This is a genomic window from Agrococcus versicolor (genome assembly GCF_039531815.1).
Classification (GTDB): Bacteria; Actinomycetota; Actinomycetes; order Actinomycetales; family Microbacteriaceae; genus Agrococcus; species Agrococcus versicolor.
Window position 1 is genome coordinate 445,379 of the sequence record NZ_BAAAQT010000005.1, and the last position, 26,021, is coordinate 471,399.

Annotated in this window: 20 protein-coding genes and 1 tRNA gene; 12 read left to right on the top strand and 9 right to left on the bottom strand. The window is 71.3% G+C overall.

Going from position 1 to position 26,021, the window contains the following annotated elements; genetic code table 11:
• Nucleotides 1-88 precede the first annotated feature (88 nt).
• The 4 genes from ABD249_RS04935 to ABD249_RS04950 all read left to right on the top strand — a co-directional run bounded on the left by ABD249_RS04935 (nucleotide 89) and on the right by ABD249_RS04950 (nucleotide 7,230).
• Nucleotides 89-3,076: a UPF0182 family membrane protein gene (locus ABD249_RS04935; RefSeq protein ID WP_344341015.1), complete on the top strand. Its 2,988-nt coding sequence runs from the start codon at nucleotides 89-91 to the stop codon at nucleotides 3,074-3,076.
• Between the two features lie 63 nt (nucleotides 3,077-3,139).
• A tRNA-Met gene (locus tag ABD249_RS04940) sits at nucleotides 3,140-3,216 on the top strand.
• Nucleotides 3,217-3,644: 428 nt separating this feature from the next.
• Entirely contained in the window at nucleotides 3,645-4,868 is a 1,224-nt protein-coding gene (locus ABD249_RS04945) for a hypothetical protein (RefSeq protein WP_344341018.1), read from the top strand.
• Nucleotides 4,869-4,872: 4 nt separating this feature from the next.
• Nucleotides 4,873-7,230, top strand: a complete 2,358-nt coding sequence (locus tag ABD249_RS04950; RefSeq protein ID WP_344341020.1) for a hypothetical protein — start codon at nucleotides 4,873-4,875, stop codon at nucleotides 7,228-7,230.
• Between the two features lie 215 nt (nucleotides 7,231-7,445).
• On the opposite strand, the gene ABD249_RS04955 is transcribed toward ABD249_RS04950, so the two are convergent.
• The gene (locus tag ABD249_RS04955; protein WP_344341022.1) at nucleotides 7,446-8,159 is read right to left on the bottom strand and encodes an AIM24 family protein; all 714 of its coding nucleotides are present in this window, start codon (nucleotides 8,157-8,159) and stop codon (nucleotides 7,446-7,448) included.
• On the bottom strand, nucleotides 8,156-8,476 hold the full coding sequence (locus tag ABD249_RS04960) for a thiamine-binding protein (protein WP_344341025.1): 321 nt from the start codon (nucleotides 8,474-8,476) through the stop codon (nucleotides 8,156-8,158). The genes ABD249_RS04955 and ABD249_RS04960 overlap by 4 nt, the downstream gene beginning before the upstream one ends.
• Nucleotides 8,477-8,545: 69 nt before the next feature.
• Between ABD249_RS04960 and ABD249_RS04965 the strand changes: the two genes are divergently transcribed.
• Nucleotides 8,546-9,349, top strand: coding sequence for a carbon-nitrogen hydrolase family protein (locus ABD249_RS04965; protein ID WP_344341027.1), 804 nt, complete (start codon nucleotides 8,546-8,548; stop codon nucleotides 9,347-9,349).
• A gap of 15 nt (nucleotides 9,350-9,364) precedes the next feature.
• On the opposite strand, the gene ABD249_RS04970 is transcribed toward ABD249_RS04965, so the two are convergent.
• A complete protein-coding gene (locus ABD249_RS04970) occupies nucleotides 9,365-10,573 on the bottom strand; it encodes an aminotransferase class I/II-fold pyridoxal phosphate-dependent enzyme (RefSeq protein ID WP_344341030.1) in 1,209 nt (402 codons plus the stop codon).
• Nucleotides 10,574-10,673: 100 nt separating this feature from the next.
• Here ABD249_RS04970 and ABD249_RS04975 point away from each other — a divergent pair, with 100 nt between their 5' ends.
• Nucleotides 10,674-12,203 carry a S1C family serine protease gene (locus tag ABD249_RS04975; RefSeq protein ID WP_344341032.1) on the top strand — a complete coding sequence of 510 codons (1,530 nt, stop codon included), beginning with the start codon at nucleotides 10,674-10,676 and terminating at the stop codon, nucleotides 12,201-12,203.
• A 224-nt stretch (nucleotides 12,204-12,427) separates the two neighbouring features.
• Complete coding sequence (locus ABD249_RS04980; RefSeq protein WP_344342527.1) at nucleotides 12,428-15,043, top strand: CDP-glycerol glycerophosphotransferase family protein; 2,616 nt, start codon at nucleotides 12,428-12,430, stop codon at nucleotides 15,041-15,043.
• On the opposite strand, the gene ABD249_RS04985 is transcribed toward ABD249_RS04980, so the two are convergent.
• Nucleotides 15,040-16,104 carry a glycosyltransferase family 2 protein gene (locus ABD249_RS04985; protein ID WP_344341034.1) on the bottom strand — a complete coding sequence of 355 codons (1,065 nt, stop codon included), beginning with the start codon at nucleotides 16,102-16,104 and terminating at the stop codon, nucleotides 15,040-15,042. The genes ABD249_RS04980 and ABD249_RS04985 overlap by 4 nt on opposite strands.
• Before the next feature lie 32 nt (nucleotides 16,105-16,136).
• Here ABD249_RS04985 and ABD249_RS04990 point away from each other — a divergent pair, with 32 nt between their 5' ends.
• The gene (locus ABD249_RS04990) at nucleotides 16,137-17,420 is read left to right on the top strand and encodes a CDP-glycerol glycerophosphotransferase family protein (RefSeq protein ID WP_344341037.1); all 1,284 of its coding nucleotides are present in this window, start codon (nucleotides 16,137-16,139) and stop codon (nucleotides 17,418-17,420) included.
• A 31-nt stretch (nucleotides 17,421-17,451) separates the two neighbouring features.
• Here ABD249_RS04990 and ABD249_RS04995 read toward each other — a convergent pair whose 3' ends face one another.
• The 4 genes from ABD249_RS04995 to ABD249_RS05010 all read right to left on the bottom strand — a co-directional run bounded on the left by ABD249_RS04995 (nucleotide 17,452) and on the right by ABD249_RS05010 (nucleotide 20,642).
• Nucleotides 17,452-18,324, bottom strand: a complete 873-nt coding sequence (locus ABD249_RS04995) for a hypothetical protein (RefSeq protein WP_344341039.1) — start codon at nucleotides 18,322-18,324, stop codon at nucleotides 17,452-17,454.
• Nucleotides 18,325-18,341: 17 nt separating this feature from the next.
• The gene (locus ABD249_RS05000; RefSeq protein ID WP_344341042.1) at nucleotides 18,342-19,079 is read right to left on the bottom strand and encodes an ABC transporter ATP-binding protein; all 738 of its coding nucleotides are present in this window, start codon (nucleotides 19,077-19,079) and stop codon (nucleotides 18,342-18,344) included.
• Nucleotides 19,079-19,876, bottom strand: a complete 798-nt coding sequence (locus ABD249_RS05005; protein WP_344341044.1) for an ABC transporter permease — start codon at nucleotides 19,874-19,876, stop codon at nucleotides 19,079-19,081. The genes ABD249_RS05000 and ABD249_RS05005 overlap by 1 nt, the downstream gene beginning before the upstream one ends.
• Before the next feature lie 76 nt (nucleotides 19,877-19,952).
• Nucleotides 19,953-20,642: a phosphocholine cytidylyltransferase family protein gene (locus ABD249_RS05010; RefSeq protein ID WP_344341046.1), complete on the bottom strand. Its 690-nt coding sequence runs from the start codon at nucleotides 20,640-20,642 to the stop codon at nucleotides 19,953-19,955.
• Nucleotides 20,643-21,109: 467 nt separating this feature from the next.
• Between ABD249_RS05010 and ABD249_RS05015 the strand changes: the two genes are divergently transcribed.
• Genes ABD249_RS05015 through ABD249_RS05025 form a run of 3 tightly spaced genes read left to right on the top strand, consistent with a single transcriptional unit; the run spans nucleotide 21,110 to nucleotide 24,100 of the window.
• On the top strand, nucleotides 21,110-22,417 hold the full coding sequence (locus ABD249_RS05015; protein ID WP_344341049.1) for an ABC transporter ATP-binding protein: 1,308 nt from the start codon (nucleotides 21,110-21,112) through the stop codon (nucleotides 22,415-22,417).
• Nucleotides 22,393-23,826, top strand: coding sequence for a hypothetical protein (locus ABD249_RS05020; RefSeq protein WP_344341051.1), 1,434 nt, complete (start codon nucleotides 22,393-22,395; stop codon nucleotides 23,824-23,826). The genes ABD249_RS05015 and ABD249_RS05020 overlap by 25 nt, the downstream gene beginning before the upstream one ends.
• A gap of 4 nt (nucleotides 23,827-23,830) precedes the next feature.
• Entirely contained in the window at nucleotides 23,831-24,100 is a 270-nt protein-coding gene (locus ABD249_RS05025) for a DUF3039 domain-containing protein (RefSeq protein WP_344341054.1), read from the top strand.
• Nucleotides 24,101-24,136: 36 nt separating this feature from the next.
• On the opposite strand, the gene ABD249_RS05030 is transcribed toward ABD249_RS05025, so the two are convergent.
• On the bottom strand, nucleotides 24,137-25,426 hold the full coding sequence (locus ABD249_RS05030) for a nicotinate phosphoribosyltransferase (RefSeq protein ID WP_344341056.1): 1,290 nt from the start codon (nucleotides 25,424-25,426) through the stop codon (nucleotides 24,137-24,139).
• Nucleotides 25,427-25,461: 35 nt separating this feature from the next.
• On the opposite strand from ABD249_RS05030, the gene ABD249_RS05035 reads away from it, so the two are divergent.
• A complete protein-coding gene (locus ABD249_RS05035) occupies nucleotides 25,462-26,019 on the top strand; it encodes a GNAT family N-acetyltransferase (RefSeq protein WP_344341059.1) in 558 nt (185 codons plus the stop codon).
• Nucleotides 26,020-26,021 lie beyond the last annotated feature (2 nt).

The following is a 26,021-nucleotide window of genomic DNA, read 5'->3' on the forward strand; positions in this document are numbered from 1 at the left end:
GCCTCAGACGGAGGTCACAGCCTCAGACGGAGGTCATAGGCCCCGCGGGTACCATGGTCGGACCCCCCGTCGACCCTGGAGCCGACCTTTGTCCGACACACCTCGTCCTGCGCAGACCGCACTGCGGCGCTCGCCCCTCATCATCACGCTCGCGGTCGTCGCGGCCATCGTGGTGGGGTTCATGCTCTTCTCCGGCTTCTACGCCGACGTCCTCTGGTTCGACCAGCTCGGCTTCGTGCAGGTGCTGCAGGTCCGCTGGATCGCGATGGCGGCGATGTTCGCCATCGGATTCCTCGCGATGGCCGTACCGCTCGCGGTCTCGATGCAGATCGCCTTCCGCTCGCGCCCCATGTACGCGCAGCTCTCGAGCCAGCTCGACCGCTACCAGGAGCTCGTCGCCCCGCTGCGCCGCCTGGCGATGTGGGTCGTGCCGGCCGTCTTCGGCCTCTTCGCGGGCCTCGCGGCCGCGTCGCGCTGGGACACGGCGCTGCTGTGGCTCAACCGCCAGCCCTTCGGCGAGGCGGATGCGCAGTTCGGCCTCGACGCCTCGTTCTACGTGTTCGAGCTGCCGCTCTACCAGGAGGTCGTGTCGTTCGCGCTCGCGGTCCTCTTCGCGTGCGGCCTCGCGACGATCGCGACGGCGTACCTGTACGGCGCCGTGCGCGTCACGGGTCGCGAGCTGCGCATCTCGCGCAGCGCCCGCATCCAGATCGGCATCGTCGTCGCCCTGTGGATGGCGGCGTTCGCCCTCAGCCAGTGGCTGACCCAGTACCAGTCGCTCACGTCGCCGTCGCTCGGCGGCGAGGTCGACACGGGCCCCGGCTTCACCGAGGCCAACGCCGGCATCCCCGGCCAGCAGATCCTCGCGGGCATCGCGGCGCTCGTGGCGATCTTCTTCATCGTCACGGCGGTCATCGGCCGCTGGCGCCTGTCGCTCGTGGGCACGGCGCTGCTCGTGGTCGCGTCGATCATCATCGGCTTCGGCTACCCGGCGATCATCCAGCGCATCCAGGTCGACCCGTCGGCCGGAACGCTCGAGCTGCCCTACATCCAGGCGAACATCGACGCGACGCGCGCCGCCTACGGCGTCGACGAGCTCACCGAGGTCGACGTCGACGTCGAGACGAACCCCGAGGCGGGGGCGCTCGCCGCCGACCAGGCGACGACCGCGAACATCCGACTCCAGGATCCCGAGGTCGTGGGCGTGGCGTTCTCGGCTCTGCAGGGCCTGCGTCAGTACTACGCCTTCGAGGAGTCGCTCGACGTCGACCGGTACGAGATCGACGGCCAGACGCAGGACGCCGTCGTGGCGCTGCGCGAGCTGAGCCCCGAGTTCCTGCAGCAGCAGGACTGGTACAACCAGCACATCATCTACACGTACGGCTACGGCCTCGTGGGTGCGTACGGCAACCAGCGCACGGCCGACGGCCGCCCCGTGTTCCTGCAGTCGGGCATCCCGGCGACGGGTGCGCTCGGCGACTTCGAGCCGCGCATCTACTTCGGCGAGAACAGCCCCGAGTACTCGATCGTCGGCGGCGGCACCGACGACGACTCGACGGCCGAGACCGAGGCCGAGGGCGACCCGGAGGCGACGAGCGCCGAGGGCAACATCGGCGCCGGCACCGTGACGCCGTACGAGGGCCAGGGCGGTCCCGAGGTCGGCGGCTTCCTGTCGCGCCTCGTGTACGCGATCAAGTTCCAGTCGGAGCAGATCCTGTTCTCGAACGCCGTGGCGGACGACTCGCAGATCCTCTACAACCGCGACCCGCTCGAGCGCGTGCAGCAGGTCGCGCCGTACCTGACGCTCGACGAGGACCCGTACCCGTCGGTCGTCGACGGCGAGCTCGTGTGGATCGTCGACGGCTACACGACGACGTCGCAGTACCCGTACTCGACGCAGACCTCGCTGGCCGCGGCCATCGAGGACTCGTCGAACCCGACGCCCGCGCAGACCGCGAGCGACACGATCAACTACATCCGCAACTCGGTGAAGGTGGTCGTGAACGCATTCGACGGCTCGGTCGAGCTGTACGCGTGGGATGCCGAGGACCCGATCCTGCAGGCGTACCAGCAGATCTACCCCGGCACGCTGCGCCCGGTGAGCGAGATGTCGGGCGACCTGCTCGCCCACGTGCGCTACCCGGCCGACATGTTCAAGGTGCAGCGCGACATCCTCGGGCAGTACCACGTCACCGACGCGAGCGCCTTCTACTCGGGCAACGACGCGTGGACGACGCCCGCCGACCCGACGAACGCCGACGGCGACGACACGTCGCAGCCGCCGTACTACCTGACGATGGCGATCAACGGCGAGGAGCCCGCGTACTCGCTGTACACGACGTTCATCCCGCCGTCGAGCGACCGCGAGCTGCTCTACGGGTACCTGTCGGTGAACTCGGATGCCGGGGCGTCGGATGGCGAGGTGGCCGACTCCTACGGCCAGCTCACGTTGCAGAACATCCCCGAGGATCAGCAGATCCCCGGGCCCGGGCAGGCGCAGAACAACTTCGACACCGATGCGACGGTCGGCAACCTGCTGAACATCCTCCAGCAGGGACAGTCGCGCGTGGTCTACGGCAACCTGCTCACCCTGCCGGTCGGCGGCGGCATGCTCTACGTGCAGCCGGTCTACTTGCAGTCGACGGGCTCGACGTCGTATCCGGTGCTCCAGCGCGTGCTCGTGTCGTTCGGCAACGAGATCGCGTTCGAGGAGACGCTCGACGCGGCGCTCGACGAGCTCTTCGGCGGCGACTCCGGCGCCACGACCGGCGACGAGGGCATCGATCCCGTCGAGGTCGACCCGGCGACGGGCGAGCCCGTCGAGGGCTCGGGCGGCGACGAGGGCGACGGCGGCACCGCGCCGACCGGCGACCTCCAGTCGCAGCTGCAGACGGCCCTCCAGGAGGCTGCCACGGCGCTCGAGGAGCGTCAGGCGGCCTACGCCGAGAACGACGTCGTGGGTGCCGCGCAGGCCGACGAGCGCCTGCAGGCGGCCGTCACCGAGGCCAACTCCCTCATCGAGCAGCTCTCCGGGCTGCCCGCCGAGGGCGAGGACACGGGCGAGGCCACGCCGTAGACGCGCGGCTCCGCCCCGTGGTTCGAGACCGCTCCGCATCCGTGCTAGAGTTTCATCTCGTGCCGCGGGGTGGAGCAGTTCGGTAGCTCGCCGGGCTCATAACCCGGAGGTCGCAGGTTCAAATCCTGTCCCCGCAACCATGTGACACGAGAAGGCCCGCCAGGAATGGCGGGCCTTCTCGCATTTGCTCGAGAGCGTAAGGGCGAGCGACATCTACTTCGAACTTGGGTCGACTGGCCCGAAGATGCTGCGAGACGGCTCTCCGGCACCTGACCGACGGTTGGTTTCGGTGCCTTGAGCCGTGTGGCGGGCCTCGCAAGGCTCTGAGTTGGCCGCCTACCTTCACGCGGAGCCACCTTGCGCTCGAAGCTTGAGGTGGGGATGTCCGATTCCAGGGCACCCGTGGGGTCGTTAGCCCTAATCTGATAACTTCCGAGAACCGAAACGGAGAGGCGACGGCATGTTGCTCACGGGTACGTCTCGGGCCGAGTCGGATGCGTTCCATCTCGCGCTGGCGCGGAGGGAAGGCCCTCTGCACCTGGAACTGCCGGCTCCGACAGATCCGCAAATGCGCGACCCGATCGTGCGCGCCGAGCTGATCCAGTCGATCATCGGATGGGCAGCGAGCGTACCGGATGCCAAGTTCGTCACGTCGGACGCGAACTTGGTCGAGGAGTCGGTGCCCCACCTTGTCGCAGCCGCAATGACGGCAAGTTCAGGAGCTACGCCAGAGTCCGAGCGAGTGGTACTTCGACACGCCCTGGCGGAGCACAACTATCTTCCTCACCCTTCAGCGCAAGACTTTTGTCGTCCAAGGGCACTCGTACTTGCCAATCATCTACTGCCATTTCAACGCAGTCCGGACCTCCACATTAAGGGGCAAGGCGGCGTCGAGATCGAGGAATCCGCAAGAACGCTTTTCCACGATCTTTGGTCACCTTTGGAGCGCACTTCAAGCTTGCGAGCGCCGATGGGCCACATCGGCGAAGTTCTGACGCGTGAGGGCGAGCGAGATGTCGTGCGCCGGGATCGATGGCAAGAATGGCACCCGGCAACTTTGCAGGGGCAGAAATTCATGCCTCTAGCGCATCGCCTGATACGTGTTCGTGAGCGCGCGCAGGACATCCTCGCGAGGAAGTTGCGTGGTGCTGACAGCGTGGTCGATGCGCTGGGAGCGGTCGTGTTCGAGCTAGTGCAGAACACGGAATGGCATGCATCCACTCCTCCACTCGCGCCGCCAACGAACTGCAGGATAGTTGAGGCCTCGGAGACGCGGAGGTCCTGGCCAAGCGAGGACACGTCACATTTTGATCGCTACGTACGTTCTGTGCTCACTCTCCGCGAGGCAGAACGCGGTGGTCAGCGCCCGGTGGCGGTCACTCTTGCGGTGATCTCAATAATCGATTCCGGCCCTGGGCTGGCCAGGTCGGCGGCTCACGCGATCGGAAAGGCATCAGAGTTCTCACCCGCGAATGAGATGCAATTTCTGATCAAAGCGCTGTCGAAGAGCGTTGCAACCACGCGATCCGGGCCCACTGGCAATATCGGTCTTCCTCAGGTGCAGCAGTTGCTGACCAACCTAAATGGTTTCATGATCATTCGCACAGGTACCACGGAGATGATGCGCAACTTCGTCACGCGTCCATATGAGCCGATACCGAAGACAGCTGGCGCTCCCGCCCCTTCGCAGTTTATTGACTGGGTGCCTGAGGACGGCTTCAACATCGCGCCGCGGGTTGGAACAGCCATCTCAATCTCTCTTCCCGTTGACTATCACTACGAAGGAGAGTGAAGTATTGCTCGCTTCGGAGGTCGACGCAAATCGCTTTGTTTTCGTCGCAGATGTAATTGACGTCCGATCTACCTTCCATGTGGTTGCCGTACATTGGAGCGGCCGGCGTTTCTCTGATTTCGCTCAAACTGTTGCTTGGGCACGTCGAGTGACCACGGAACGATCCGACGTTTCAGAGCTTTGGTTCGTGGTGCCAGGCGACATCACCTCAGCGTTCGACGACCTGCGTTCGTACCAGGACTTTCGAGATCGCGTGGTGGAGAACGACCGAGTACGAAGCCGCTATTTCGCGGTCGCGTCTGATGGCGAGTGGCGCGAGCTTGTTGCTCTTCGATCCGATGCCAATGTCATTGAGGTAGACCCGGCTCGCCTACGCGCGTTGGCGACGAGCGCAGTCCATCAGATTTTCCGAGATACCGCTGCTGTTTCCCGGGCCAGCGCTGGCACGCACTTCGCCCACCCTGGTGGTGCGCACACGGAGTACTTCATTCGGGCCAGTCAAGTATTCGCGAGGGCGCAACACGCGCTGTTCGCCGCCGCGGTCGTCATTGCGACGTGCCCTCGAGGAGGCCCCGCTACCTGGTGGGCCGACACGGCTGGCATCCTCCCGCTGCTCTACGCAGTGCGTGAGCTCCGACAGCGTTTGGAGCAGTCAACAGACGAAATCAGCATCGATTCGTTTGGTGGCTGGGACGGGATTTCAGGGCTCCGAACCAACCCTGGCCTCGACGTTGTATTTATCTCCAGCACGACCTCTGGCGGTCTTGCGAGGGAGCTCATCCGGGATCGCCGATCCGATGCTGCTCGCACACTGAACGTGTTTGTCATCTCGCAGACGAGTTTGAAAGCGGATTCGGGTTCCGTTCTTTTCGACCTCACTGATCGAGACGAGCTTCCCGTTCGCTCAATCCGCAACACTGCAGTTGCGCCGTTCCTCACATTCAGGCCGGGAGCGGGCGGGCGTTGCGACTTCTGTGAACGGGGCTCTGGGGTTATCGAACTGGAGGGGGACGCCTTCTTCCCTCGAACGTCGGAAATGGAACTTCGTGTGCTGAAGTTGACCGACAGGCCTCGTGAGGCCGGAGCAACTAGTCGAAGATTCCGCGGCGAGGAGTATTTCGAGGACCTAGCCGGGTCTGGGGCTATTCAACCTGCGGCCCTGGGCAAGACCTACGACACAGAGCTTTCCATCCGGCACCTCGTCGATTCGAATCACCTGGCATCTCTTGAGCGACTTCGGGAAATCGGTGCCCAAGCCAATGAGGGATTCGGAGCGACAGCAGTCTTGGCACTGCCAGATGACAGTTCTCGCGCCCTCGCTGAAGTGGTGGCCAGGCACACCCTGCCTGAGGGATCTAGGCGCTCCGGTGACCTTTGGTTGTCTCCAGGCTGTGCGGGCGAGAGCCCGCAGGACCTTCTGTCCACTGACCGCGTCCTGCTCTGTGCTGGCGTGCTGTCCTCGGGCCGGATGCTTCACGTCAAGAATAGAGAGCTGCGCCGACTCGCGGGCTTTGAGTGGCGCTTCGTGGTCGGCGCGCTGCACCCCGAGTCGCCGCAGGCCCGAGACATCCTGGGGCGAACCCTAGGCGTTCAAAGTAGCGCTTCGACGAGCAGACTGTCGGTTGGGTGGCAGGTCACGCGTGAGCCTCGCATACTCGGTTCAGACGATTCATGGAGTGTCGAACTCGGGCTACTCTCTGAGGCGGCTGAACTCTGCAATCCGGTGACTGATCTCGATCTTCTCGAATCCCTCGGAGATCGGCGTGTTGACATCCAGGCCCGCCATGCGGATTCGATGTTCGCGGGCTCGCGCGGCGGCTCCATCGTCGACGTCGGGCCGATGTTCGCACTTTGGCCTTTTGATTGGAACTCGGACCGCAGATTCGGAACTGATCTGAAGCCGTCACAGGCCGAGATTCACGCGACAGTGGCTCATCTGATGGCGGAGTCTCGTCTGGGGAGTGGTGACGGCACTTCTCGGGCACCGGCTAGCTTCCGCCTCCATGGCTTTGCCTTGCACCCGGCCGTCTTCGACCGCTTCAACGATCCGATGATCCAGGCAAGCATCCTCCGTGGGGCACGCGCAGGCGAGTTGGACTTCCGTTCGAGTGCTATCGCGAGCCGTGCGATGGTCAGTCTCCTCGAGCATGTGCTGCGACACGCGCGCGATCCCGGTGGCGACGCCGCCTACGAGTTCTTGCTGTCTGCGACCGCAGGAGTCTCGCATCGTACAGTCGGGCTTCGGTTGTCGGACGGTACTTTGCGGGGGTTGCTAGGTCGGCTGGAGCGCGACGGAGAGACGTCGAAGTGGCCTCCCCTGATGCTCGCAATGCTGCGTCTGTTGCAGCAACGCTTGACTTGATCCTTCGAGTGTCTGACCGAGAACCTCTAGTCTGAGCCGAACGCTCGACGGGAGCGAGCCCCACGGCCAGCAAGCGATCGCAGCATCCGTTGCAACATTCGTTGAGAAGGTGGCGATAGCGCTAACCGTGCCGCACGACGGCGTTTTCTCTTTCGTGGCTAGTTACTCGCAGGGGAGGGGCGGTTTCGGTTGACGCGGGTTCGCGGCGTTTCGGCTCAGCCGAAGAGGCTGCCGATGCCGCCGCTCGAGCCGCCGCCGTTCTGGCCGGTCGTCTGGGGTCGGCCCTCGCTCGGCTGGACGATGACGAAGCCCGGGCCGTGGAAGGCGAGCTGGAACGCCTCGCCCGTGCCGCCGCGCAGCAGCGAGCGCATGTTCATCGAGTTGACGACCTGCGGCTGCAGGTTCGACGACCAGCACACGGCCGCCTGCGGGTCGACGAACGTGGGCTGCTGCGAGCAGTCGAGCAGCAGGGGCTCGCCGTCGCACGTCACGGCGACGGTGCCCTGGCCGCCGATCTCGAGGTTGAAGAGGCCGCCGGCCATTAAGCCGCCGCCGCGCAGCATCTTGATGTCCCACTGCAGCGTGTGGTCGAAGGCGAGCAGGCTCTCGCCGTTGACCGTGAGGCCCTCGTTCTCGAGCGTCACGGTGAAGATGTTCTGCGCGTCGCGGGCGAGGAAGACCTCGCCCTGCCCCTGCATGCGCATGAGCGGCGCGCCCTCGCCCGTCACGGCCTTCTTCAGGAACTTCTCCACCGAGCCCGAGCCCTCGTGCTGGAACTGGATCTGCCCCTGGTACGCGACCATCGAGCCCTTGGCGGCGATGACGTCGGTGCCGGTGACGTTGACGCGCATCATGCGGTCCGACTGCTTGACCCAGCGCTCCTGCGTCTGCTTCTCGTGGTACGCCTGCGCGAAGAGCTCGCTCTTCATCGGTCCTCCTCCAGTGCGGGCTCCTCGAGCGCCTGCTCGAGCCGGTCGACCTTACCGTCGAGCTCTCCGGCCCATCCTGGCCGGATGTCGGCCTTCAGCACCAGCGATGCCCGCGGGGAGATCTCGAGGATCGCGTCGGTCGCCGCCTTGACGACCGCCATCACCTCGTCCCACTCGCCCTCGATGGTGGTGAACATGGCGTCCGTGCGGTTCGGCAGGCCCGAGTCGCGCACGATGCGCACCGCCTTCGCCACCGCGTCGTGGACGGATCCGTCGGACCCGGCGGTGCCGGGCGCGACCGAGAATGCGACGAGCATGTCGCTCCCTTCGTCAGTGGCGACATCCTCTCGCGCCGACGCCGGGATCGTGCTGCATAGGCTGATGCCATGGCATCGATCGAGCCCCTCGTCGCCGCGGCCGTCCAGTGGGCGCCCGGCGCGGATCCCGCCGAGAACCGTCGTGCGATCGCCGCGCTCGTCGCCGACGCGGCCGCCCGCGGCGCGCGGCTCGTCGTGCTGCCCGAGTACTCGCAGGCCTTCGACGTCGACATGGCGGCGCTCGCCCCCGAGGTCGCCGAGCCGCTCGACGGCCCCTTCGTGGTCGCGCTGCAGGCGGCGGCGGCCACGGCCGACGTCGTCGTGATCGCGGGGATGGTGGAGCGGCTGTCGGACGGCGTCGCCAACACCGTCGTCGCCGTCGACGGCGAGCGGCTGCTCGCGGCGTATCGCAAGGTGCACCTGTACGACGCCTTCGGCGCGAGCGAGTCCGACTGGCTCACGCCCGGCGACCGGGCGCAGCGGCCCGTGTTCGACGTCGACGGCCACCGCGTCGGCATCCAGACCTGCTACGACGTGCGCTTCCCCGAGCAGTCGCGCCTGCTCGTCGACGCGGGCGCCGACGTGCTCGTCGTGCCGGCCGAGTGGGTGCGGGGCCCGCTCAAGGAGCACCACTGGGTCACGCTCGTCACCGCCCGCGCGATCGAGAACACCGTGCACGTCGTCGCCGCCGACCACGCCCCGCCCGTCGGCGCGGGTCGGTCGCTCATCGTCGACCCCATGGGCGTGCCGCTCGCGCAGCTGGGCGAGGCTGCGGGGATCGCCGTCGCCCCGATCGACGCGGACCGCACCGCGAGCGTGCGCGCGCGCAATCCCTCGCTCGCGAACCGCAGGCACGCGATCGCGCTCGACTGAGGACGGCCCGCGCGGCTAGGCGGGCGGCGCCTGCGCGAGCCCGCGCAGCGCACCGAGGCGCTCGACCGCGTCGCGCAGCACCTCGTCGCGCTTGCAGAACGCGAAGCGCATCCATGGCCGCAGGTCGTGCCGGGAGGGGCGTGCGAAGGGTGCCACGGGCACGCCGACGACGCCCGCGAGCTCCGGCAGGCGCCGCGCGAGGTCGGTGGCGTCGGGGAAGCCGAGCGCCGAGCCGTCGGCGAGCACGAAGTAGCCCGCCTGCGCGTCGGGCACCGTGAAGCCCACGGAGCGCAGCCCGCGCGTGAGGAGGTCGCGCTTGCGTGCGAAGGATGCGGCGAGCGTGTCGAACGCCTCGTCGTCCATGCGCAGCCCCGCGGCGATCGCGGGCTGGAAGGGGGCGCCGTTCACGAACGTCAGGTACTGCTTCACCGACGTGATCTGCGCGACGCGCTCGGGCGTCGACACGAGCCAGCCGACCTTCCAGCCCGTCGTCGAGAACGTCTTGCCGCCGGAGGAGATCGACACGAGCCGATCGCGCGCGCCGTCGATCTGCGCCATCGGCACGTGGCGGCCGTCGTAGACGAGGTGCTCGTACACCTCGTCGGTGACGATGAGCGCATCGCGGCGCTCGGCGCACCGCACGACGTGCCGGAGCACGTCCTCGTCGAACACGATGCCCGTGGGATTGTGCGGCGAGTTCACGACCACCATGCGCGTGCGCGACGTGAAGGCCCGCTCGATGCGATCGAGGTCGGGCTCGAACGTCGGGGGAGCGAGGGGGATGGGCACGAGCCGGGCACCCGTGAGCCCGACGATGGCCGCGTAGGCGTCGTAGCAGGGCTCGAAGACGACGACCTCGTCGCCGGGCTCGAGGTAGGCGAGCATCGTCGCGGCGAGGGCCTCGGTGGCGCCGGCGGTCACGAGCACCTCGGCGGTCGTCGTGCCGAGCCCGTACCAGTGGCGCTGGTGCTCGACGATCGCGTCGACGAGCTCGGGATGCCCGCGGCCGGGGGAGTACTGGTTGAGGCCGTCGCGGATGGCACGCTGCGCCGTCTCGAGCACGATCGCGGGGCCGTCGAAGTCGGGGAAGCCCTGCCCGAGGTTCACCGCGCCCGTGCGCGTCGCGAGCGCGGTCATCTCGGCGAAGATCGTCGGGGCGATGCTCCCGGTCGACCCGAGCAGCCCCGCTGCCTGCGCTGTCCTCCGCCACGGTGCATCGGTCATGCGCCCACGGTAGCCCACGTGCAGCACGCGTCCAGGTTCCGAATCCGCGACATCGGCGCCGCATAGGGACCGCATGGGTGGGAGGCGTCACATGGGTGTCATGACGAACGACGAACGCGGCCAGGTGCCGCCGGAAGACGCGACCGGTCGGCCGCACGAGCCTCAGGACGAGGCAGGCTGGGGGCAGGCGCGCACCGAGGTGCCGCTGCCTCCCACGACGCAGCAGCAGCCGCAGCAGCAGCCGCTGCCGCAGCCCCCGTCGGCGCAGCCCCCGTCGGCGCAGCCTCCGTCGGCGCACCAGCCGGCCTGGGGCCAGCACGCGGCGCAGGCGCCCGCTCCCGTCCACCACGCCACCGCGCCGCAGTCCACGTGGCAGCAGCCGGCGTCGACGCCGATGATGACCGGCGGGGCGGCGGGCGGCCAGGGCGGCGGCACGCCGTGGGCGACATACCCGGCCGCCTCCGCGCCGCAGCCGCGCAGGCGCCGTCGGCCCGTGGCCGTCCTCGCGCTCGTCGGCCTCCTCGGCGGCACGGTCCTCGGCGGCGCCGCCGGCGCGACGGCGGCGACGCTCGTCGCCCAGGGTGGCACCTCGCCGACCTCGTCCGTCAGCGACGTCACCATCACCGGCGCCTCCTCGACCGACCCGCAGACGATCGCCGACGTCGCCGACACGGCGTCGCAGTCGGTCGTCACCGTGCAGGTGTCGTCGCAGGCAGGCTCCGGCACGGGCTCGGGCGTCGTCGTGGCCGACGGCGGCATCATCGTCACGAACAACCACGTCGTCACGCTCGACGGCACGGCCGCCGACGCGCAGATCACCGTGCAGACGACCGACGGCCAGCTGCTCGCGGCGACCGTCGTCGGCACCGACCCCACCGTCGACCTCGCCGTGCTGCGCGTCGACGCCGACCTGCCCGTCGTCGCGTTCGCCGACTCCGACGCCGTCTCGGTCGGCGACACGGCGATCGCGATCGGCTCGCCGCTCGGCCTCTCGACGACCGTGACCGACGGCATCGTGTCCGCGGTCGACCGCGGCCTGCAGATCTCCTCGAGCGCCACCGAGGAGGACTCGGCGCAGTCGCAGCAGTCGCCCTTCGGCTTCTGGAGCCAGCAGGGCGCCCAGGCGGCGCAGGAGACCGTGTCGATCCCAGTCGTCCAGACCGACGCGTCGATCAACCCCGGCAACTCCGGCGGCGCGCTCCTCAACGCCGCGGGGCAGCTCATCGGCGTGAACGTCGCGATCGCGTCGATGTCCGACGACTCGTCCACGGGCGGCTCGATCGGCATCGGCTTCGCGATCGAGGCGTCGCTCGTGCAGCGCGTCGTCGACGAGATCGTCGCGAACGGCGAGGCGACCCACGGCCTCCTCGGGGCGTCCGTCTCGGACGTCACCGACGCGAGCATCGGCCACACGGGCGCGCAGCTCGCGGACGTCGTCGCCGACGGCGCCGCCGCGCAGGCGGGCCTGCAGTCCGGCGACGTCGTCACGGCCGTCGACGGCACGGCCGTCACGAGCGCGACCGACCTCACCGCGCAGGTGCGCGCGGCCGCCGGTGGCGCCGACGTGACGCTCACGATCCTGCGGGCGGGCTCGGAGCAGGACGTCGACGTGACGCTCGGGACGCTGTAGCGGCACGCGCGCGGCACGGCACGGACGCGGCGCGTCATCGCACACGGCGATGACGCGCCGCGTCCTCGTATGCTGGCGACATCGCACTCCAGGTCTCGCGGCGCACGGCGCGCACGCTGCTCGCCCTGCCGGCCGTCGCGCTCGGCGCGGCGGCGTCCCTCGTCGTCCCTCGGGATCGCCGTCGCTGGGTCGTCGGCTGCGGCTCGGGCGTCGGAGAGGGCGCGCTGCCGCTCGCGCTCGCGGCGCAGGCACGTGGCGACGACGTCGCCTGGGTCGTGCGCACCGACCGGGATGCGGCGGACGCCGCGCGCCACGGCCTGCGGACCGTGCGCGGCTGGGGCGCGTTCGTGGCGACGCTGCGCGCCGGCGTCGTCGTCGTGACGCACGGCTTCGGCGACGTCAGCCGCGCGGGCGTCCACGGCGCCTACGTCGTGCACCTGTGGCACGGCATCCCGCTGAAGCACCTGCACCGGGATGCGCCGGGCTGGCTCCGCATCGCGGGCGTGCCCGATGTCGGCCCCGTCCGCACGCTCCTGCGCGAGGCGCACCGGCGCTCGGCGTCGCGCATCCGGCTGCTGCCGGTCGCCTCCGAGCGGGCGGCGAGCCGGCTGCGCAGCGCGCTCGGGCTCGGGCCCGACGTCGTCCGCGTGCTCGGCGACGCGCGCGTCGACGTGCTCGCGGCCGGCGACGACGTCGCACGCAGGGCGGCTGCGACCGCGCTGCTCGACCGCTCGGGCGCCCGCGGCCGCGCGACGGTGCTCTACGCGCCGACGTGGCGCGACGGCAAGCCGGACCCGGCGGTGCCGACCGCCGACGAGTGGCAGCGGATCGCTGCGTGGCTCGCGCTGCACGACGCGCGCCTCGTCGTGCGCTCGCATCCCCACGGCCTCGGCGACTACGCGGCCGGTCCGGCCGTGAGCGAACGCATCGGGCTCCTGGGCCACGACGCGCTCGTCGACGTCACGCCCGCGCTGCCGGGCGTCGACCTGCTCGTGACGGACTTCTCGTCGATCGCGTACGACGCGGCGACCCTCGACGTGCCGACGCTGCTGCTCGCGCCCGACGTCGCCTCCTACGCCGCCGCGCGCGGCCTGTACGACGCGTACGCGGCGTTCTCGGGCGGCAGGCACGAGCGCACGTGGGACGGCCTGCTCGCGTGGGCGAGCGAGGTCGCCGAGCCCGGTGCGGCGCGCGACGAGCGCCTCGCCCACGCTCGCGTGCTCGTCGCCGACCACGTGCGGCTCCTCGGCGGCTCGACCGCGCGCGTGCTGCAGGCGATCGACGCGGGCCTCGGGCACGGCGAGGCGCCGGCCGAGCCGGTCGCGCCCGCGTCGATCGTCGCGACGTGGCGCGACGGCGAGCGCATGCGGCTGCGCATCGACCCGGGCGCGACGACGCCGGTCGGCGTCCGGCTGCGCGGCGCGCGCGAGACGATCGCGGGCGACCTCGTCGTCGTCGCGGGCCTCGTCGAGGCGTCCGTGCCGCTCACGAGGGCGCGGTGGGGCGGGCCCGCGCTCGTGCTCCCGAGCGACGCCTGGGTCGTGGAGGTCGTGGACGCGACGGGCGCGCGCATCGAGCTCGCGCCGCCGGCGTCGCTGCCGCGGACCGAGCTCGCGCTCGACGCGCGCATCGCCGTCGAGGCGCGCGAGGCATCCGTCGCGATCGTCCTCGCGCCGCCGCTCACCGATGCCGAGCGCGCGCCCGGCGCCCAGCGCGCGCTGCAGCGCAGGCACCTCGCTGCGCCGGCGCCGGCGCCGGCGCCGGTCGTCATGCTCGAGGCCTTCTACGGCACCGCGGCGTCCTGCAACCCCGCGGGCATCGACCGCGCCCTCGCAGCCCTGCGGCCCGAGATCGAGCGCGCGTGGTCGACCGTCGACGGCTCCGTGCCCATCCCCGCGGGGGCCGTGCGCGTCGTCGAGGGCTCCGAGGCGTGGTGGCGTGCACGCGCCGGCGCTCGCGCGCTCGTCGTGAACGACTGGCTCCGCAAGCGCCAGCGCAGGATGCCGCACCAGCGCGTGCTGCAAACGTGGCACGGCACGCCGCTCAAGCGCCTCGCGCTCGAGCGCGCGGGGCAGGGCCTGCGCACGCGCGTCGCGTCGATCCGCGAGGGGCGGCGATGGGACGTGCTGCTCGCGCAGAACCCCTTCGCCGCCGAGCACCTGCGCGCCGCCTACGCCTTCCGCGGCCCGGTGTGGGAGCTCGGCTACCCGCGCGGCGACGTGCTGCGCTCGGGCGACCGCGACGCCGTGCGCGCGCGCCTGGGCGTGCCGAGCGACGTGCGCGTCGCGCTCTACGCCCCCACGTGGCGCGACGATCGCGTCGCGCTCGTCGACCACGTCGACGTCGCCGCCCTCGCCGCGGTGCTCGGCGACGGCTGGCGCGTCGTCGTGCGGGGCCATGCGCGCTCGTACGCGGGCGGCGGGCTCGAGCTGCACGGAGCCGGCGTCGTCGATGCGACGACCTACCCCGACGTCGCCGAGCTGCTCGTGGCCGCGGACGTGCTCGTGACCGACTACTCGTCCGTCATGTTCGACGCCGCCGGCATCGAGCTGCCCACCGTCTTCGCCGTGCCCGACCTCGACGACTACCGCGACCGGCTGCGCGGCTTCACGTTCGACCTCGCCGCGGCGGCGCCCGGTCCGTTCGCGCGCACGCTCGACGAGGTCGCGGCCGCCGTGCTCGCCGCGGGCCCGCACGACGGCTGGGCCGAGCGCCGTGCCGCATGGCGTGCGCGCTTCGCGCCGCTCGACGACGGGCACGCGGGGGAGCGCGTCGTCGAGCGCATGATCGCCGAGGGCATGCTCGACGGGCGCAGCGCCGCCTCGGCGCAGCGCACCTAGGCCGGCGCGGGCCCCTCGCTGCGCGACGTGTCGCGATTCGTGCCCGCGCCGCGCACGACGCCCTGCAGGAAGCCCGAGCCCCACGCGAGGTGCATGACGGCGACGACGCCCGCGAAGCGCAGCCGGTCGCCGAGGGATCCGGGCGTCGTCGCCACGACGCCGAGCAGCAGCGCGGCGTACGAGGCGGGCCCGACGCCAAGCAGGGCCGCGACGATCGCGAGCCACGCCGGCACCGTGCCGACGACGGCGACGACGGCCGTCGCCGCACCCACGACGGCCGCGAGCACGATCGCCACGACGAGCGCCGGCGGCACGAAGAAGCGCACGCCGTTGCTCGCGCCCATGCGGCGCACGAGCTCGCCGCGCCACACGCCCGTCGAGTGGAACTGGCGCGCGAGCTTCGGCCACGTCTCGCGCGGCCAGTACGTCACCTGCAGGGCCGGGTCGAACCACACGAGGTGCCCGGCGGCGCGGAGGCGGTAGTTGAGCTCCCAGTCCTCGCCGCGGCGCAGCGTCTCGTCGTAGCCGCCGACGTCGACGAGCGCGTCGCGTCGGAAGACGCCGAGGTACGCCGACTCGGTCGGGCCGGCCTCGCCGCCGACGTGGTACGAGCCGCCGCCGAGGCCGATGCGCGAGCGGTAGCCGCGGGCGACGGCGCGCTGCAGCGGGGTGTCGCCGGTCGCGAGCATGAGGCCGCCGACGTTCGCCGCGCCCGAGGCCTCGAGGGAGCGCACGGCGATGCGCGTGTAGTCGACGGGGATCTGCGTGTGCGCGTCGACGCGCACGACGACGTCGTGCGTGCTCGCCGCGATCGCCAGGTTGAGGCCGATGGGGATGTCCATGCCCGGGTTGGGCACGAGGCGGATGCGGGGATCGGCGGCGGCGAGGCGCTCGGCGACCGCGTCGGTGCCGTCGGTCGACGGTCCGAGGGCGAGCACGAGCTCGCGCGGGCCCGGGTAGTCCTGCGCCATGACGGTGCCGACCGCGGCGGCGAGGTACCGTGCCTCGTTGAGCACCGGCATGACGTACGAGACGCCCGGCCATGGATGCTGCTGAGTCACCGAGCAAGCATGGCAGACGTAGGCTGGAGGGCATGCCGCTGCGACGCGACCTCACCGCCGCCCGCCGACTCCTCCGGAACGGGCTCCTGTCCCGGCGCAACCGCGCCGAGGTCGAGCGCGTGCGGGCGCAGCGCGAGACGGTGCACCCGGGCGACGTCGAGATCGTCGTCTACTACGCCGACGGACCCGTCAACCTGTACCAGCTGCGCCAGTGGTACGCGCCGCTGCGCGAGCTCGCGCGCACGTATCCCGTCGGCATCCTCGCCCGCAGCCCGGGCGCAGCGTTGCAGCTGTGGCAGGAGACCGACCTGCCCGTCTTCTCGGTCACGCAGATCGCCGACCTCGAGGCGTTCCTCGAGCACCGCGGCCCGCGCCTCGTGCTCTACGTGAACCAGAACGCGAAGAACTTCCAGATGCTGCGCTACGGCCGCATGTGGCACGTGTTCATCAACCACGGCGAGTCCGACAAGATGTACATGACGACGAACCAGTTCAAGGCCTACGACTACGCGCTCATCGCCGGCCAGGCCGCGCGCGACCGCCTCGGCGCGAAGCTGTGGGACTACGACCTCGAGCGGCGCACGCTCGAGATCGGCAGGCCGCAGGCCGACCACTTCGTCGGCGACGTGCCGTACCCGCGCGACGGACGCCGCGTCGTGCTCTACGCGCCGACGTGGGAGGGCGACCGCCCCGCCGGCGCCTACGGATCGATCGCGTCGCACGGCCTCGACGTCGCGGCCGCCGTACTCGCGAGCGACGCCCACCGGCTCGTCTACCGCCCGCATCCGCGCTCGGGGGTGCTCGACGCGGACTACCGGGCGGCGCACGAGCGCATCGTCGCGATGATCCGGACCGCGAACCGCGAGGATCCGACGGCGCACCACGTGTACGACGACGGCCCGGCGCTCGGCTGGCAGCTCGCGGACGCCGACGTCGCCATCACCGACGTCTCGGCGATGGTCTACGACCGGCTCGCGGTCGGCAGGCCCATCCTCATCGCTCGGCCGGTGTCGCCCGAGGCGGACGTCGACGAGCGCGGCTACCTCGGCGCGTGCGAGTGGCTCGAGGCCGGCATCGCCGACCCCCTCGCGGAGATCGACCGCGTCGCGGAGGACGAGGCAGCCCTCGCGCGGCTCGGCCGGTGGAGCACGCACTACTTCGGCGACACGACGCCCGGCACCGCGACCGCGCGCTTCCACGCGGCGATCGAGCGACTGCTCGGCATCTGGCGGCTGCACGCCGAGCGGCACGCGACCGACGGCTTCGAGGTCGAGATCGACGACGACGGCCCGGACGACGACGGCCCGACGCCGTAGCGTCGGGCCGTAGCGTCGGTGCGCGGTCGGGCTAGGCGGTCGGACCGCCCGGTGCCTCGTCGCGCGGCGCCTGGTCGCCCGCGGGCGGCTCGTCGTCCTTCGGGCGTCGCCGCAGGCGGTCGAGCGCGCCGCCGCCGAACCCCGTCCTGCGATTCGCCTCGAGCCCGCGATCCATCTCGTCGGTCATCGATCCGCGGCGCAGGCGCCTGGGGCGCTGCACCTTCGGCAGCGGCTGCAGGTCCGGGTCGAACGACACGGGGGCCGGGCCGAACGCGTCGCGCGCGGCCTGCACGATGTGTCGACCGAGGATGTGGTTGCCGACGCCGCCGATGACGGCGCCGATGCCGAAGGGCAGCGCACGCCCGAGCATCGAGCGCCCCGTCGTGGCCGTCATGCGGCGCAGGAACGCGCGCTTCAGGTAGTCGACGACCGTGTTGGCGACGAAGCCGGACGGCAGCGTCGTCGTGATGAGCTGCCCCCAGAACGCGTCGCCGGCCGCGCCGCGACCGAGCGACTGCTCGGTGATGCGCTTCACGAGCGACGAGCCCTCCTTGCCGAGCATGAGCGACATGACGAGCGCCTTCGAGCGCTCGGGGTCGCGCACGTGGATGCCGTGGACCTCGGTCACGGCCTGCGCGAAGAACGCGCTCGCCTCGAGGAACGCGACCGTCTCGGCCACCGTGAGCCCCACGGACGCGACGGTGCCGACGCCCGGCGCGACCGCGGTCGCCCCCACCGCGGCGCCCGAGGTCGACACGGCGGCGAGGAACTGCCGCTCGAGCCGTGCGACGAGCTGCTCCGGCGTCATGTCCGGGTGCTTCCTGCGCACCTCGCGCAGATGGTTCACCACGAGCGGTCGCTGCTTGGCGACCACCGTGTCGATCGTCTTCTCCAGCCAGGACATGTCCTGCTCCATCTCGCTCATGCCTTCCCCCCGTGATCCTCTCCGTAGCGTGACAGCACGGCGTCGATCGGTCCATCCATCACGAGACGGCCCTTGTCGAGGTAGAGTCCGCGGCTGCAGAACCGCTTGAGGTCGCGTTCGTTGTGCGACACGAAGAACAGCGTGCGGCCGTCGGCCAGCAGACGCTCGATGCGCTCGTAGCACTGCTCGCGGAACGCCTTGTCGCCGACGGCGAGCACCTCGTCGACGAGCATGATCGGCTCGTCGAGGCTCGAGATGACCGAGAACGCCAGGCGCACCTTCATGCCGCTCGACAGGTGCTTGTAGGGCGTGCCCACGAAGTCCTCGATGCCGGCGAAGGCGATCATGTCGTCGAACGCCGCGTCGATCTCGGCCTTCGTCATGCCGTGCAGGCCCGCGGTGAGGTAGACGTTCTCGCGCACCGTGAGGTCGGCGACGAACCCGCCGGTGATCTCGATGAGCGGCGCGACGCCGCCGGTGACCGACACGGTGCCCTCGTCGGGCAGCACGACGCCGGCGACGAGCTTGAGCAGCGTCGACTTGCCCTGGCCGTTGCGGCCGACGACGCCGATGGCCTCGCCCGCCTCGACGGCGAACGACACGTCGCGCAGCGCCCAGAACTCGCCCGGCCGCGTACGGCGGTCGCGGCCTGCGAAGAGGTCCTTGAACGACCGGCGCGACGAGCGGGTGCGCTTGAAGCGGATGCCGAGGCCGGCGACGTCGATGACGGCCATCAGACCTCCTTGAGCACGGCGCGGATGCTCGCGCGGAACACGAGCGCGCCGACGAGCAGCACGAGCGCCGTCATGCCCGCCGAGATGCCCACGGCCGTCCAGTCGAGGGCGCTCGGGAAGAACGCGGAGCGGTAGAGCGACAGGATGCCCGCGAGCGGGTTGAACGCGCCGAGCGTCTGCAGCCCCTCGGGCAGGTCGCCGAGGTCGTAGATGATGGGCGTCGCGTAGAACGCGAAGCGCAGCACGAGCTTCACGGCGCGCTCGAGGTCGCGGAAGAACACCACGAGCGGCGCGACGAGCAGCCCGATGCCGAGGACGAGCGCGGCCTGCAGCAGGATGCCGAGCGGGAAGAGCACGACCTCCCAGCCGACGGTCGCCCCGGCGAGGATCGCGAAGAGCGCGAGCACCGGCAGCGACGCGACGAACTCGATGCCCTTCGCGAGCGTGAGGCGGGCGACCCAGATCGTCGGCGGCACCTTCGTCGAGCGGATGAGGCGCGACTCCTTGATGAACGCGCGCGTCGAGTCGGACACGGCGCCGCTCAGCCACATCCACGGCAGGAGCCCGGCGAGGAGGAACACGATGTACGGCTCGAACCCCACGTCGCGCTGGAAGACGACCGTGAAGACGAAGTAGTAGATCGCGCTCATCGCGAGCGGGTCGAGCACGCTCCACAGGTAGCCGAGGAACGACGTCGAGTAGCGCACGCGCAGGTCGCGCGACGTCAGCAGCCACAGGCTGTGCCGGTAGCGACGGGCCGTCGACCAGGAGTCGCGGGCGTGCGTCGGAGCGGTCACCCCAGCATCCTAGGTCGCCGAGCACGCAGCGACGCCGGTCGCCACGGGGCGACCGGCGTCGGGTGCTGGTGCGGGATCAGACGTAGAGGTTCGCGCGGTCGAGGTCCTCGGCGAAGTCGACCTCGACGGCGAACAGGTCCGAGATGTCGAGCGGCTGCACGCGGATGCCGGCCTCGGCGATCGCGGTCTCGATGCCGCGCTCGAAGTAGTCCTGCGCGTCGCAGCGCTGCAGGTGACGGATGAGCGTCGCCTTGTCGGTCGAGGAGACGAAGTTGATGCCGATCGCCTCGCCGAGGCCGCCCGTGACGGTCTTCGACAGCTCGCGGATGTCGCCGCGGGAGTCGAGCGTGTACTTGACCTCCTCGTCGGACACCTTCGAGGTGTCGACGGCGACGGTCGACTGGTCGGCCGCGACGCGCTCGGCGACGCGGGAGAGCAGCGCGGGGTGGAAGACGACGTCGCCGTTCATCCACAGCACGCCGCCGGGCTTCGACGCGCGGAGGGCGCGGAGCAGCGACTTCGACGTGTTCGTCACGTCGTACTCGTCGTTGTAGACGTACGTGTTCTCGGGGAACGCGTCGATGATGTGGTCGGCCTTGTAGCCGACGACGGTCGTGATGCGCGCGTCGTCGAACGCCGCGTGGATGTTCTCGACCTGCTGCTGCATGATCGTGCGACCGTCGTTGAGCACGGTCAGGCTCTTGGGCAGCGAACGGCCGAGGCGCGAGCCCATGCCGGCTGCGAGGATCACGGTCTGCGTGGTCATTGCCATCTCCAATGCGGTGGTGCGGGCGGGCTCCAGGATGGCCTGTTTCCCTGACGTTCACCCAGGGGGAACCTGGGTGACACCTCACTGTGCCGCCTTCCATCGTAGCAAACGACCCCCTTGCGTGGTGGGAGGCGGGCGCGCTCGTCGTTCGGCGGGCTCTCGGCTGCACCTGCCAGGCTCTGCGGATGGAGCGCGACGACCCGGCTGCGCGGCCCTCGCCGCGGGCGTCGCCCGCGCCGTCGACGCAGCCCGCGTCGGCATCCGATCGCGGTGGGGATGCGTGGATCGCGCGTCCGGCGGCGGTCGGTAACGTGGACGACGTGGGTGCCGGAGATCAGAGACGACCGTTCGCGGAGCTGAGTCCGGAGGAGCAGGCGGCTCGGCGGCGCGAGGCTGCGCGCAAGGCTGCGGCCACGCGCGCTCGCAACCGCGCCCGCCAGGCCGCCGAGGCGAAGGCCCAGGCCGTGCCCGCGCCCGTCGAGCAGGTTCCCGTCGAGCAGGTTCCCGTCGAGCAGGTTCCCGTCGAGCCGGTTCCCGTCGAGCAGGTGCCCGTCGAGCAGGTGCCCGTCGAGCAGGTGCCCGTCGAGCAGGTGCCCGTCGAGCCGGAGCCCGTCGAGGAGCCGGCGAGGTTCACCGAGGCGGCGCCCGAGCCCGAGCCGACCATCGAGCCCGAGCCAGAGTCGATCACCGAGCCCGAGCCCGAGCCGATCGTCGAGCCTGAGCCGCTGGACCGCGCCATGCCCGAGCCCCAGCCCGAGTCGCAGGCCCAGCCCGAGTCAACCGCAGTAGGCGAGGCTGTCGCCCCCTCCGCGCCCGCCGTCTCCGAGCCCATCCTCCCCGAGCCCACCGATGCCGACGAGCCCGTCGAGGTCGTCATCGTGCAGAGCGACCCGGACGCGCGCTCGACGATCGCCCGCCGCGAGCCCGCCACCGACGATGCCCGCGACGACCTCCGCGACGACCTCGACGCATCGCCGTCGCGCACGCCCGGCACCACCGCGTCCACGACCGACGGCGCTCCCGCCGTCGTGCTGTCCCTCGACGGCGTGACGCGCCGCTTCGGCGCGACCGTCGCGATCGACGACGTGCATCTCGTCGTGCGCGCGGGGGAGTGCCACGGGGTCGTGGGGCCCAACGGCGCCGGCAAGTCGACGACGCTCTCGATCGCCGCGGGCCTCATGCGGCCGACGTCGGGCTCGGTCGAGGTCCACGGCCAGGACGTGCGAGCGCGCGGCGTGCAGGCGCAGCTCGGCGTCGTGCCCGACCGCATGCGGCTGTTCGACCGGCTCACGGGCAGGCAGCTGCTCGTGCACGCCGCGCTCCTGCGGCGCGTGCCGCGCAAGGACGCCATCACGCGCGCCGCGACGCTGCTGGAGCGCTTCGAGCTCACCGCCGACGCCGACCGCCTCGTCGCCGACTACTCGATCGGCATGCAGCAGCTCGTGGGCATCGCCGCGGCGCTCATCCACGCGCCGCGCGTCGTCGTGCTCGACGAGCCGTTCGAGTCCATCGATCCCGTCTCGACCGACGTCATCCTCTCCGTGCTCGGCGACCTCCGGCGGCGCGGCGGCGCCGTCGTGCTCACGAGCCACGACATGCGCCTCGTGGAGCGCGCGTGCGACCACGTCGTCGTGCTGCAGGACGGCGTCGTGCGCGCCTCGGGCTCGGTCGACGACGTCCGCGACGGCCTGAGCCTCGAGGATCGCTTCGCGCGCATCGTCGGCGCCTCGCCCGCCCAGGAGCTGCCGTGGCTCTCGCCGTCGCGCGACTGAGGCTCGCGGCGCTCGCGTCGCTGCCGCGCGATCCGCGCGGCATCGGTCGGGCGCTGCTGCCGTGGCTCGCAGCCCTCGTCCTCGCGGCGGGCGCGATCGCGCTCGGCGCGCAGGGCATCCTGCCGTCGCTGCTCGCGACGAGCGTCGTCGTCGTCGCAGCCGTGGGCGTCGGGGCGATCGGGCCGCGCGACGCCGCGCTCGACCCGCGGGCGTTCCGCGGCATCCTGCCTCCGCTGACGGTCGCGGCAGGCACGGCGCTCGGCGCGCTCGTGTCGCCCCTCACGGTGCTCGCGCTCGGCGTCGGCATCGCCTGCGGGCTCGACGAGGGCTCCGCGCTCGCACCCGTCGCGGCGGTCCTGCTCGCGATCACGGCCGCGCTCGCGCGCCTCGTCGCCGACGTCGGCGCCGCGCGGGACACGTGGCCGTGGACGGCGGGCGGGCTGCTCGTCGTCGTCGCGGCGCTCGCGGTCGCCCCGCTGCTCGGCGGCGTCGAGGAGGGCCTCGGCGCGCTCGCGACGACGCCGTTCGTCGCCTCCACCGCGTGGCTGCTCGAGCCGAGCCGTCTCCTCGTCGCGCTCGGCGCCATCGTGGCGCTCGCCGCCGCGTGGTGCGCGATCGTCGCCTGGCGCATGCACCGCGTCGCCCGACCGCGCCTGCGCGAGCACCTCGGGCTCCTGCGCGCGGTGCCCGCGCTGCCATGGGCCGTCGTCCTCGCGCGCACCGTCACGGGCTGGGCGCGCGATCGCCGCTACGTCGCGATCGTCGTCGCCGTGGTGGCGCTGCCGGTGCTGCTGGCCATCCCGCTCTGGCTCGCGGGCCTCCCGCGCGAGACGTGGACGCTGCTGCCCGTCGCGGCGCTCGCCCTCTTCGCGGGCTGGGCGATCCACGACGACACCGCCTACGACGGCTCGGCCTGGTGGATGCACCTCGCGGCGCGCGTGCCCGGCTGGCAGGACCGCCTCGGGCGTGCCCTCCCGGTCGCGGTCGTCGCCTCGGCGCTCGTGCTCTTCGCCTCCGTCGTCGCCGTGCGTCTGCACGGCGACGACGCCCTGCTCGCCCCGCTCGCAGGCGGCAGCCTCGCGCTGCTCGGCTCGGGCATCGCCGTCTCCTCCATCGTGAGCGCCGCGTGGCCGTATCCCGTCGCCGGTCCCGACGCCAGCATCTTCCAGTCGTCCGCGACGCAGTCGTGGTCCGCCGTCCTCACGCAGGCCGGCGCGCTCGTGGCCGCCGTCGCCGTCTCGTCGCCGATCGTCGCGCCCATCGTGCTCGAGCTCGACGCCCCCGGTGCGGACTGGGCATGGATGGGCGCCGGCTACGCCGCGCTCGTCGCGATCGTGGGCATCGCGATCGGCGGGGCGATCCTCGACCGCCGTGGACCCGAGGTGCTCGCCGCCGCCATGCGAGACTGAGGGCATGAGCGATCCCGCGACCCCAGGCACCGGAGGCGGCACGGACGTGCTCGACCGCGAGCTCGAGGAGCTGCTGCGGCAGGAGCAGGTCGACGACGGCGACCACGACCGCTTCTCGCACTACGTGAAGAAGGAGAAGATCCTGCAGTCCGCCATCACGGGCAAGGCCGTGCGGGCGCTGTGCGGCAAGAAGTGGACGCCGGGTCGCGACCCGGAGAAGTTCCCCATCTGCCCCACGTGCAAGGACATCTACGAGGGTCTCAAGGGCGAGTGAGCCGCGGGCCCGCCGCCGGCGGGCCGGCAGCCGCGGTCAGCGGTAGACCGTCGGGATGACGGGCTCGCCACGGGCGAGGCGCGTCGCGTCGCTCGGCAGCTCGGCGATCGCGGCTGCGCAGCGCTCGCGCGCCGCGGCGACGCCCGCGGCACCGCGGTGGGCGTCGACGATGACGCCCTGCTCGACGAGCGGCACCTGCAGCGCGCGCCCGCGCGAGAGGTCGGGCTCGCCGCCGACGTGCACGGTCTCCTCGGTCGCGACGCCGCCGACGAGGGCGCGCACCGCGGTCTTCTCGCCGCCGTGCGACGCCTTGCCGTCGGAGCGCTTCGCGACGTCGATCCACGAGCCGTCGTCCGCCTGGTGGGCGACGAGCTTGTAGACCATGCCGGCGGCGGGGGAGCCCGAGCCGGTCACGACGCTCGTGCCCACGCCGTACGCGTCGACGGGGCTCGCAGCGAGGCCCGCGATGGCGTACTCGTCGAGGTCGCTCGTCACGGTGATGCGCGTGTCCGTCGCACCGAGCGCGTCGAGCTGCGCACGCACGCGCTGCGCGGTGTCGACGAGGTCGCCCGAGTCGATGCGCACGCCGCCGAGGCCCGTGCCGGCCACCCGGATGGCCGTCTCGACGCCCTGCTCGATGTCGTACGTGTCGACGAGCAGCGTCGTGCCGGTGCCGAGCGCGGCGATCTGCGCGGCGAACGCCTCCTCCTCGGAGTCGTGGAGGAGCGTGAACGAGTGGGCGGCGGTGCCCATGGTCGGGATGCCCCACGCGGCGCCGGCGGCGAGGTTCGACGTCGCGCCGAAGCCCGCGACGTACGCGGCGCGCGCGGCGGCGATCGCGGCGTCCTCGTTGGCGCGGCGCGAGCCCATCTCCGCGAGCGGACGCCCCTTGGCCGCCTGCACCATGCGCGTCGCGGCGTTCGCGACGGCCGAGTCGTAGTTGAGCACCGACAGCGCGAGCGTCTCGAGCACGACGCACTCGGCGAACGTGCCCTCGACGACGAGCAGCGGGCTGCCGGGGAAGTACGCCTCGCCCTCGCCGTAGCCGCGGATGTCGCCGGTGAAGCGGTAGTCGGCGAGCCAGTCGAGCGTCGCGTCGCTCACGACGCGGTGCTCGCGCAGGAACGCGAGGTCGGCCTCGTCGAAGCGGAAGCGCTCGATGGCGTCGAGCAGCCTGCCCGTGCCGGCGACGATGCCGTAGCGGCGGGCGCCCGGCAGCCGCCTGGCGAACACCTCGAAGACGCTCGGCCGGAGCCCGCGCCCCGTGGCGAGGGTCGCGTCGATCATCGTCAGCTCGTACCGGTCGGTCTGCAGTGCCGTCGTCACCTCGCCAGCCTAGGCGTGCCTAGGCTGGTGCGGTCATGGATGCAGCAGCACAGCGGACCCAGCCGACCGTCGAGCCGCTCACGGAGGAGGACGCGGCGGCCTGGGCGCGATTCGTCACGATCGAGCGGGCACGCACGTACGAGGGGCTCGTGCACGACGACTTCCTCGAGCGGCACCTCGCGACCCTCGACGCGCAGGCGCAGGAGATCCGCGCCGAGCTCGCGAGCGGCGTCGGCCGCCTCGCGGTCGCGTGGCACGAGGGGGCGATCGTGGGCGCCGCGTCGTCGACCGCGAGCCCCATGGCGTGGGAGACGGGCCTCGGGTTCGAGCCCGTGCCCGTGGACCGCGCGCTCGACACCCTCTACGTCGCGCCGGCGTGGCACGGCACCGGCCTCGCCGACCGCCTCCTCGCCCGCGTGCTCGACGACGAGCCGACGATGCTGTGGCTCATCGCGGGCAACGAGCGCGCGCGTCGCTTCTACGAGCGCCGCGGGTTCGCGCTGTGGGGCGAGGAGGTCTCGACGGGGCCGACGTGGAACCACGTGCCGATGCGCCGCATGCTGCGCGGCGGGCCCACCGCCGCCCGCGGCTAGGC

Bases quoted from the DNA above. Each gene is read 5' to 3' on its own strand.
- ABD249_RS04945 (WP_344341018.1), top strand. From the start codon at position 3,645: ATGCGCGACCCGATCGTGCGCGCCGAGCTGATCCAGTCGATCATCGGA.
- ABD249_RS04955 (WP_344341022.1), bottom strand. From the start codon at position 8,159: ATGAAGAGCGAGCTCTTCGCGCAGGCGTACCACGAGAAGCAGACGCAG.
- ABD249_RS04960 (WP_344341025.1), bottom strand. From the start codon at position 8,476: ATGCTCGTCGCATTCTCGGTCGCGCCCGGCACCGCCGGGTCCGACGGA.
- ABD249_RS04965 (WP_344341027.1), top strand. From the start codon at position 8,546: ATGGCATCGATCGAGCCCCTCGTCGCCGCGGCCGTCCAGTGGGCGCCC.
- ABD249_RS04970 (WP_344341030.1), bottom strand. From the start codon at position 10,573: ATGACCGATGCACCGTGGCGGAGGACAGCGCAGGCAGCGGGGCTGCTC.
- ABD249_RS04975 (WP_344341032.1), top strand. From the start codon at position 10,674: ATGACGAACGACGAACGCGGCCAGGTGCCGCCGGAAGACGCGACCGGT.
- ABD249_RS04990 (WP_344341037.1), top strand. From the start codon at position 16,137: ATGCCGCTGCGACGCGACCTCACCGCCGCCCGCCGACTCCTCCGGAAC.
- ABD249_RS04995 (WP_344341039.1), bottom strand. From the start codon at position 18,324: ATGTCCTGGCTGGAGAAGACGATCGACACGGTGGTCGCCAAGCAGCGA.
- ABD249_RS05000 (WP_344341042.1), bottom strand. From the start codon at position 19,079: ATGGCCGTCATCGACGTCGCCGGCCTCGGCATCCGCTTCAAGCGCACC.
- ABD249_RS05010 (WP_344341046.1), bottom strand. From the start codon at position 20,642: ATGACCACGCAGACCGTGATCCTCGCAGCCGGCATGGGCTCGCGCCTC.
- ABD249_RS05025 (WP_344341054.1), top strand. From the start codon at position 23,831: ATGAGCGATCCCGCGACCCCAGGCACCGGAGGCGGCACGGACGTGCTC.
- ABD249_RS05035 (WP_344341059.1), top strand. From the start codon at position 25,462: ATGGATGCAGCAGCACAGCGGACCCAGCCGACCGTCGAGCCGCTCACG.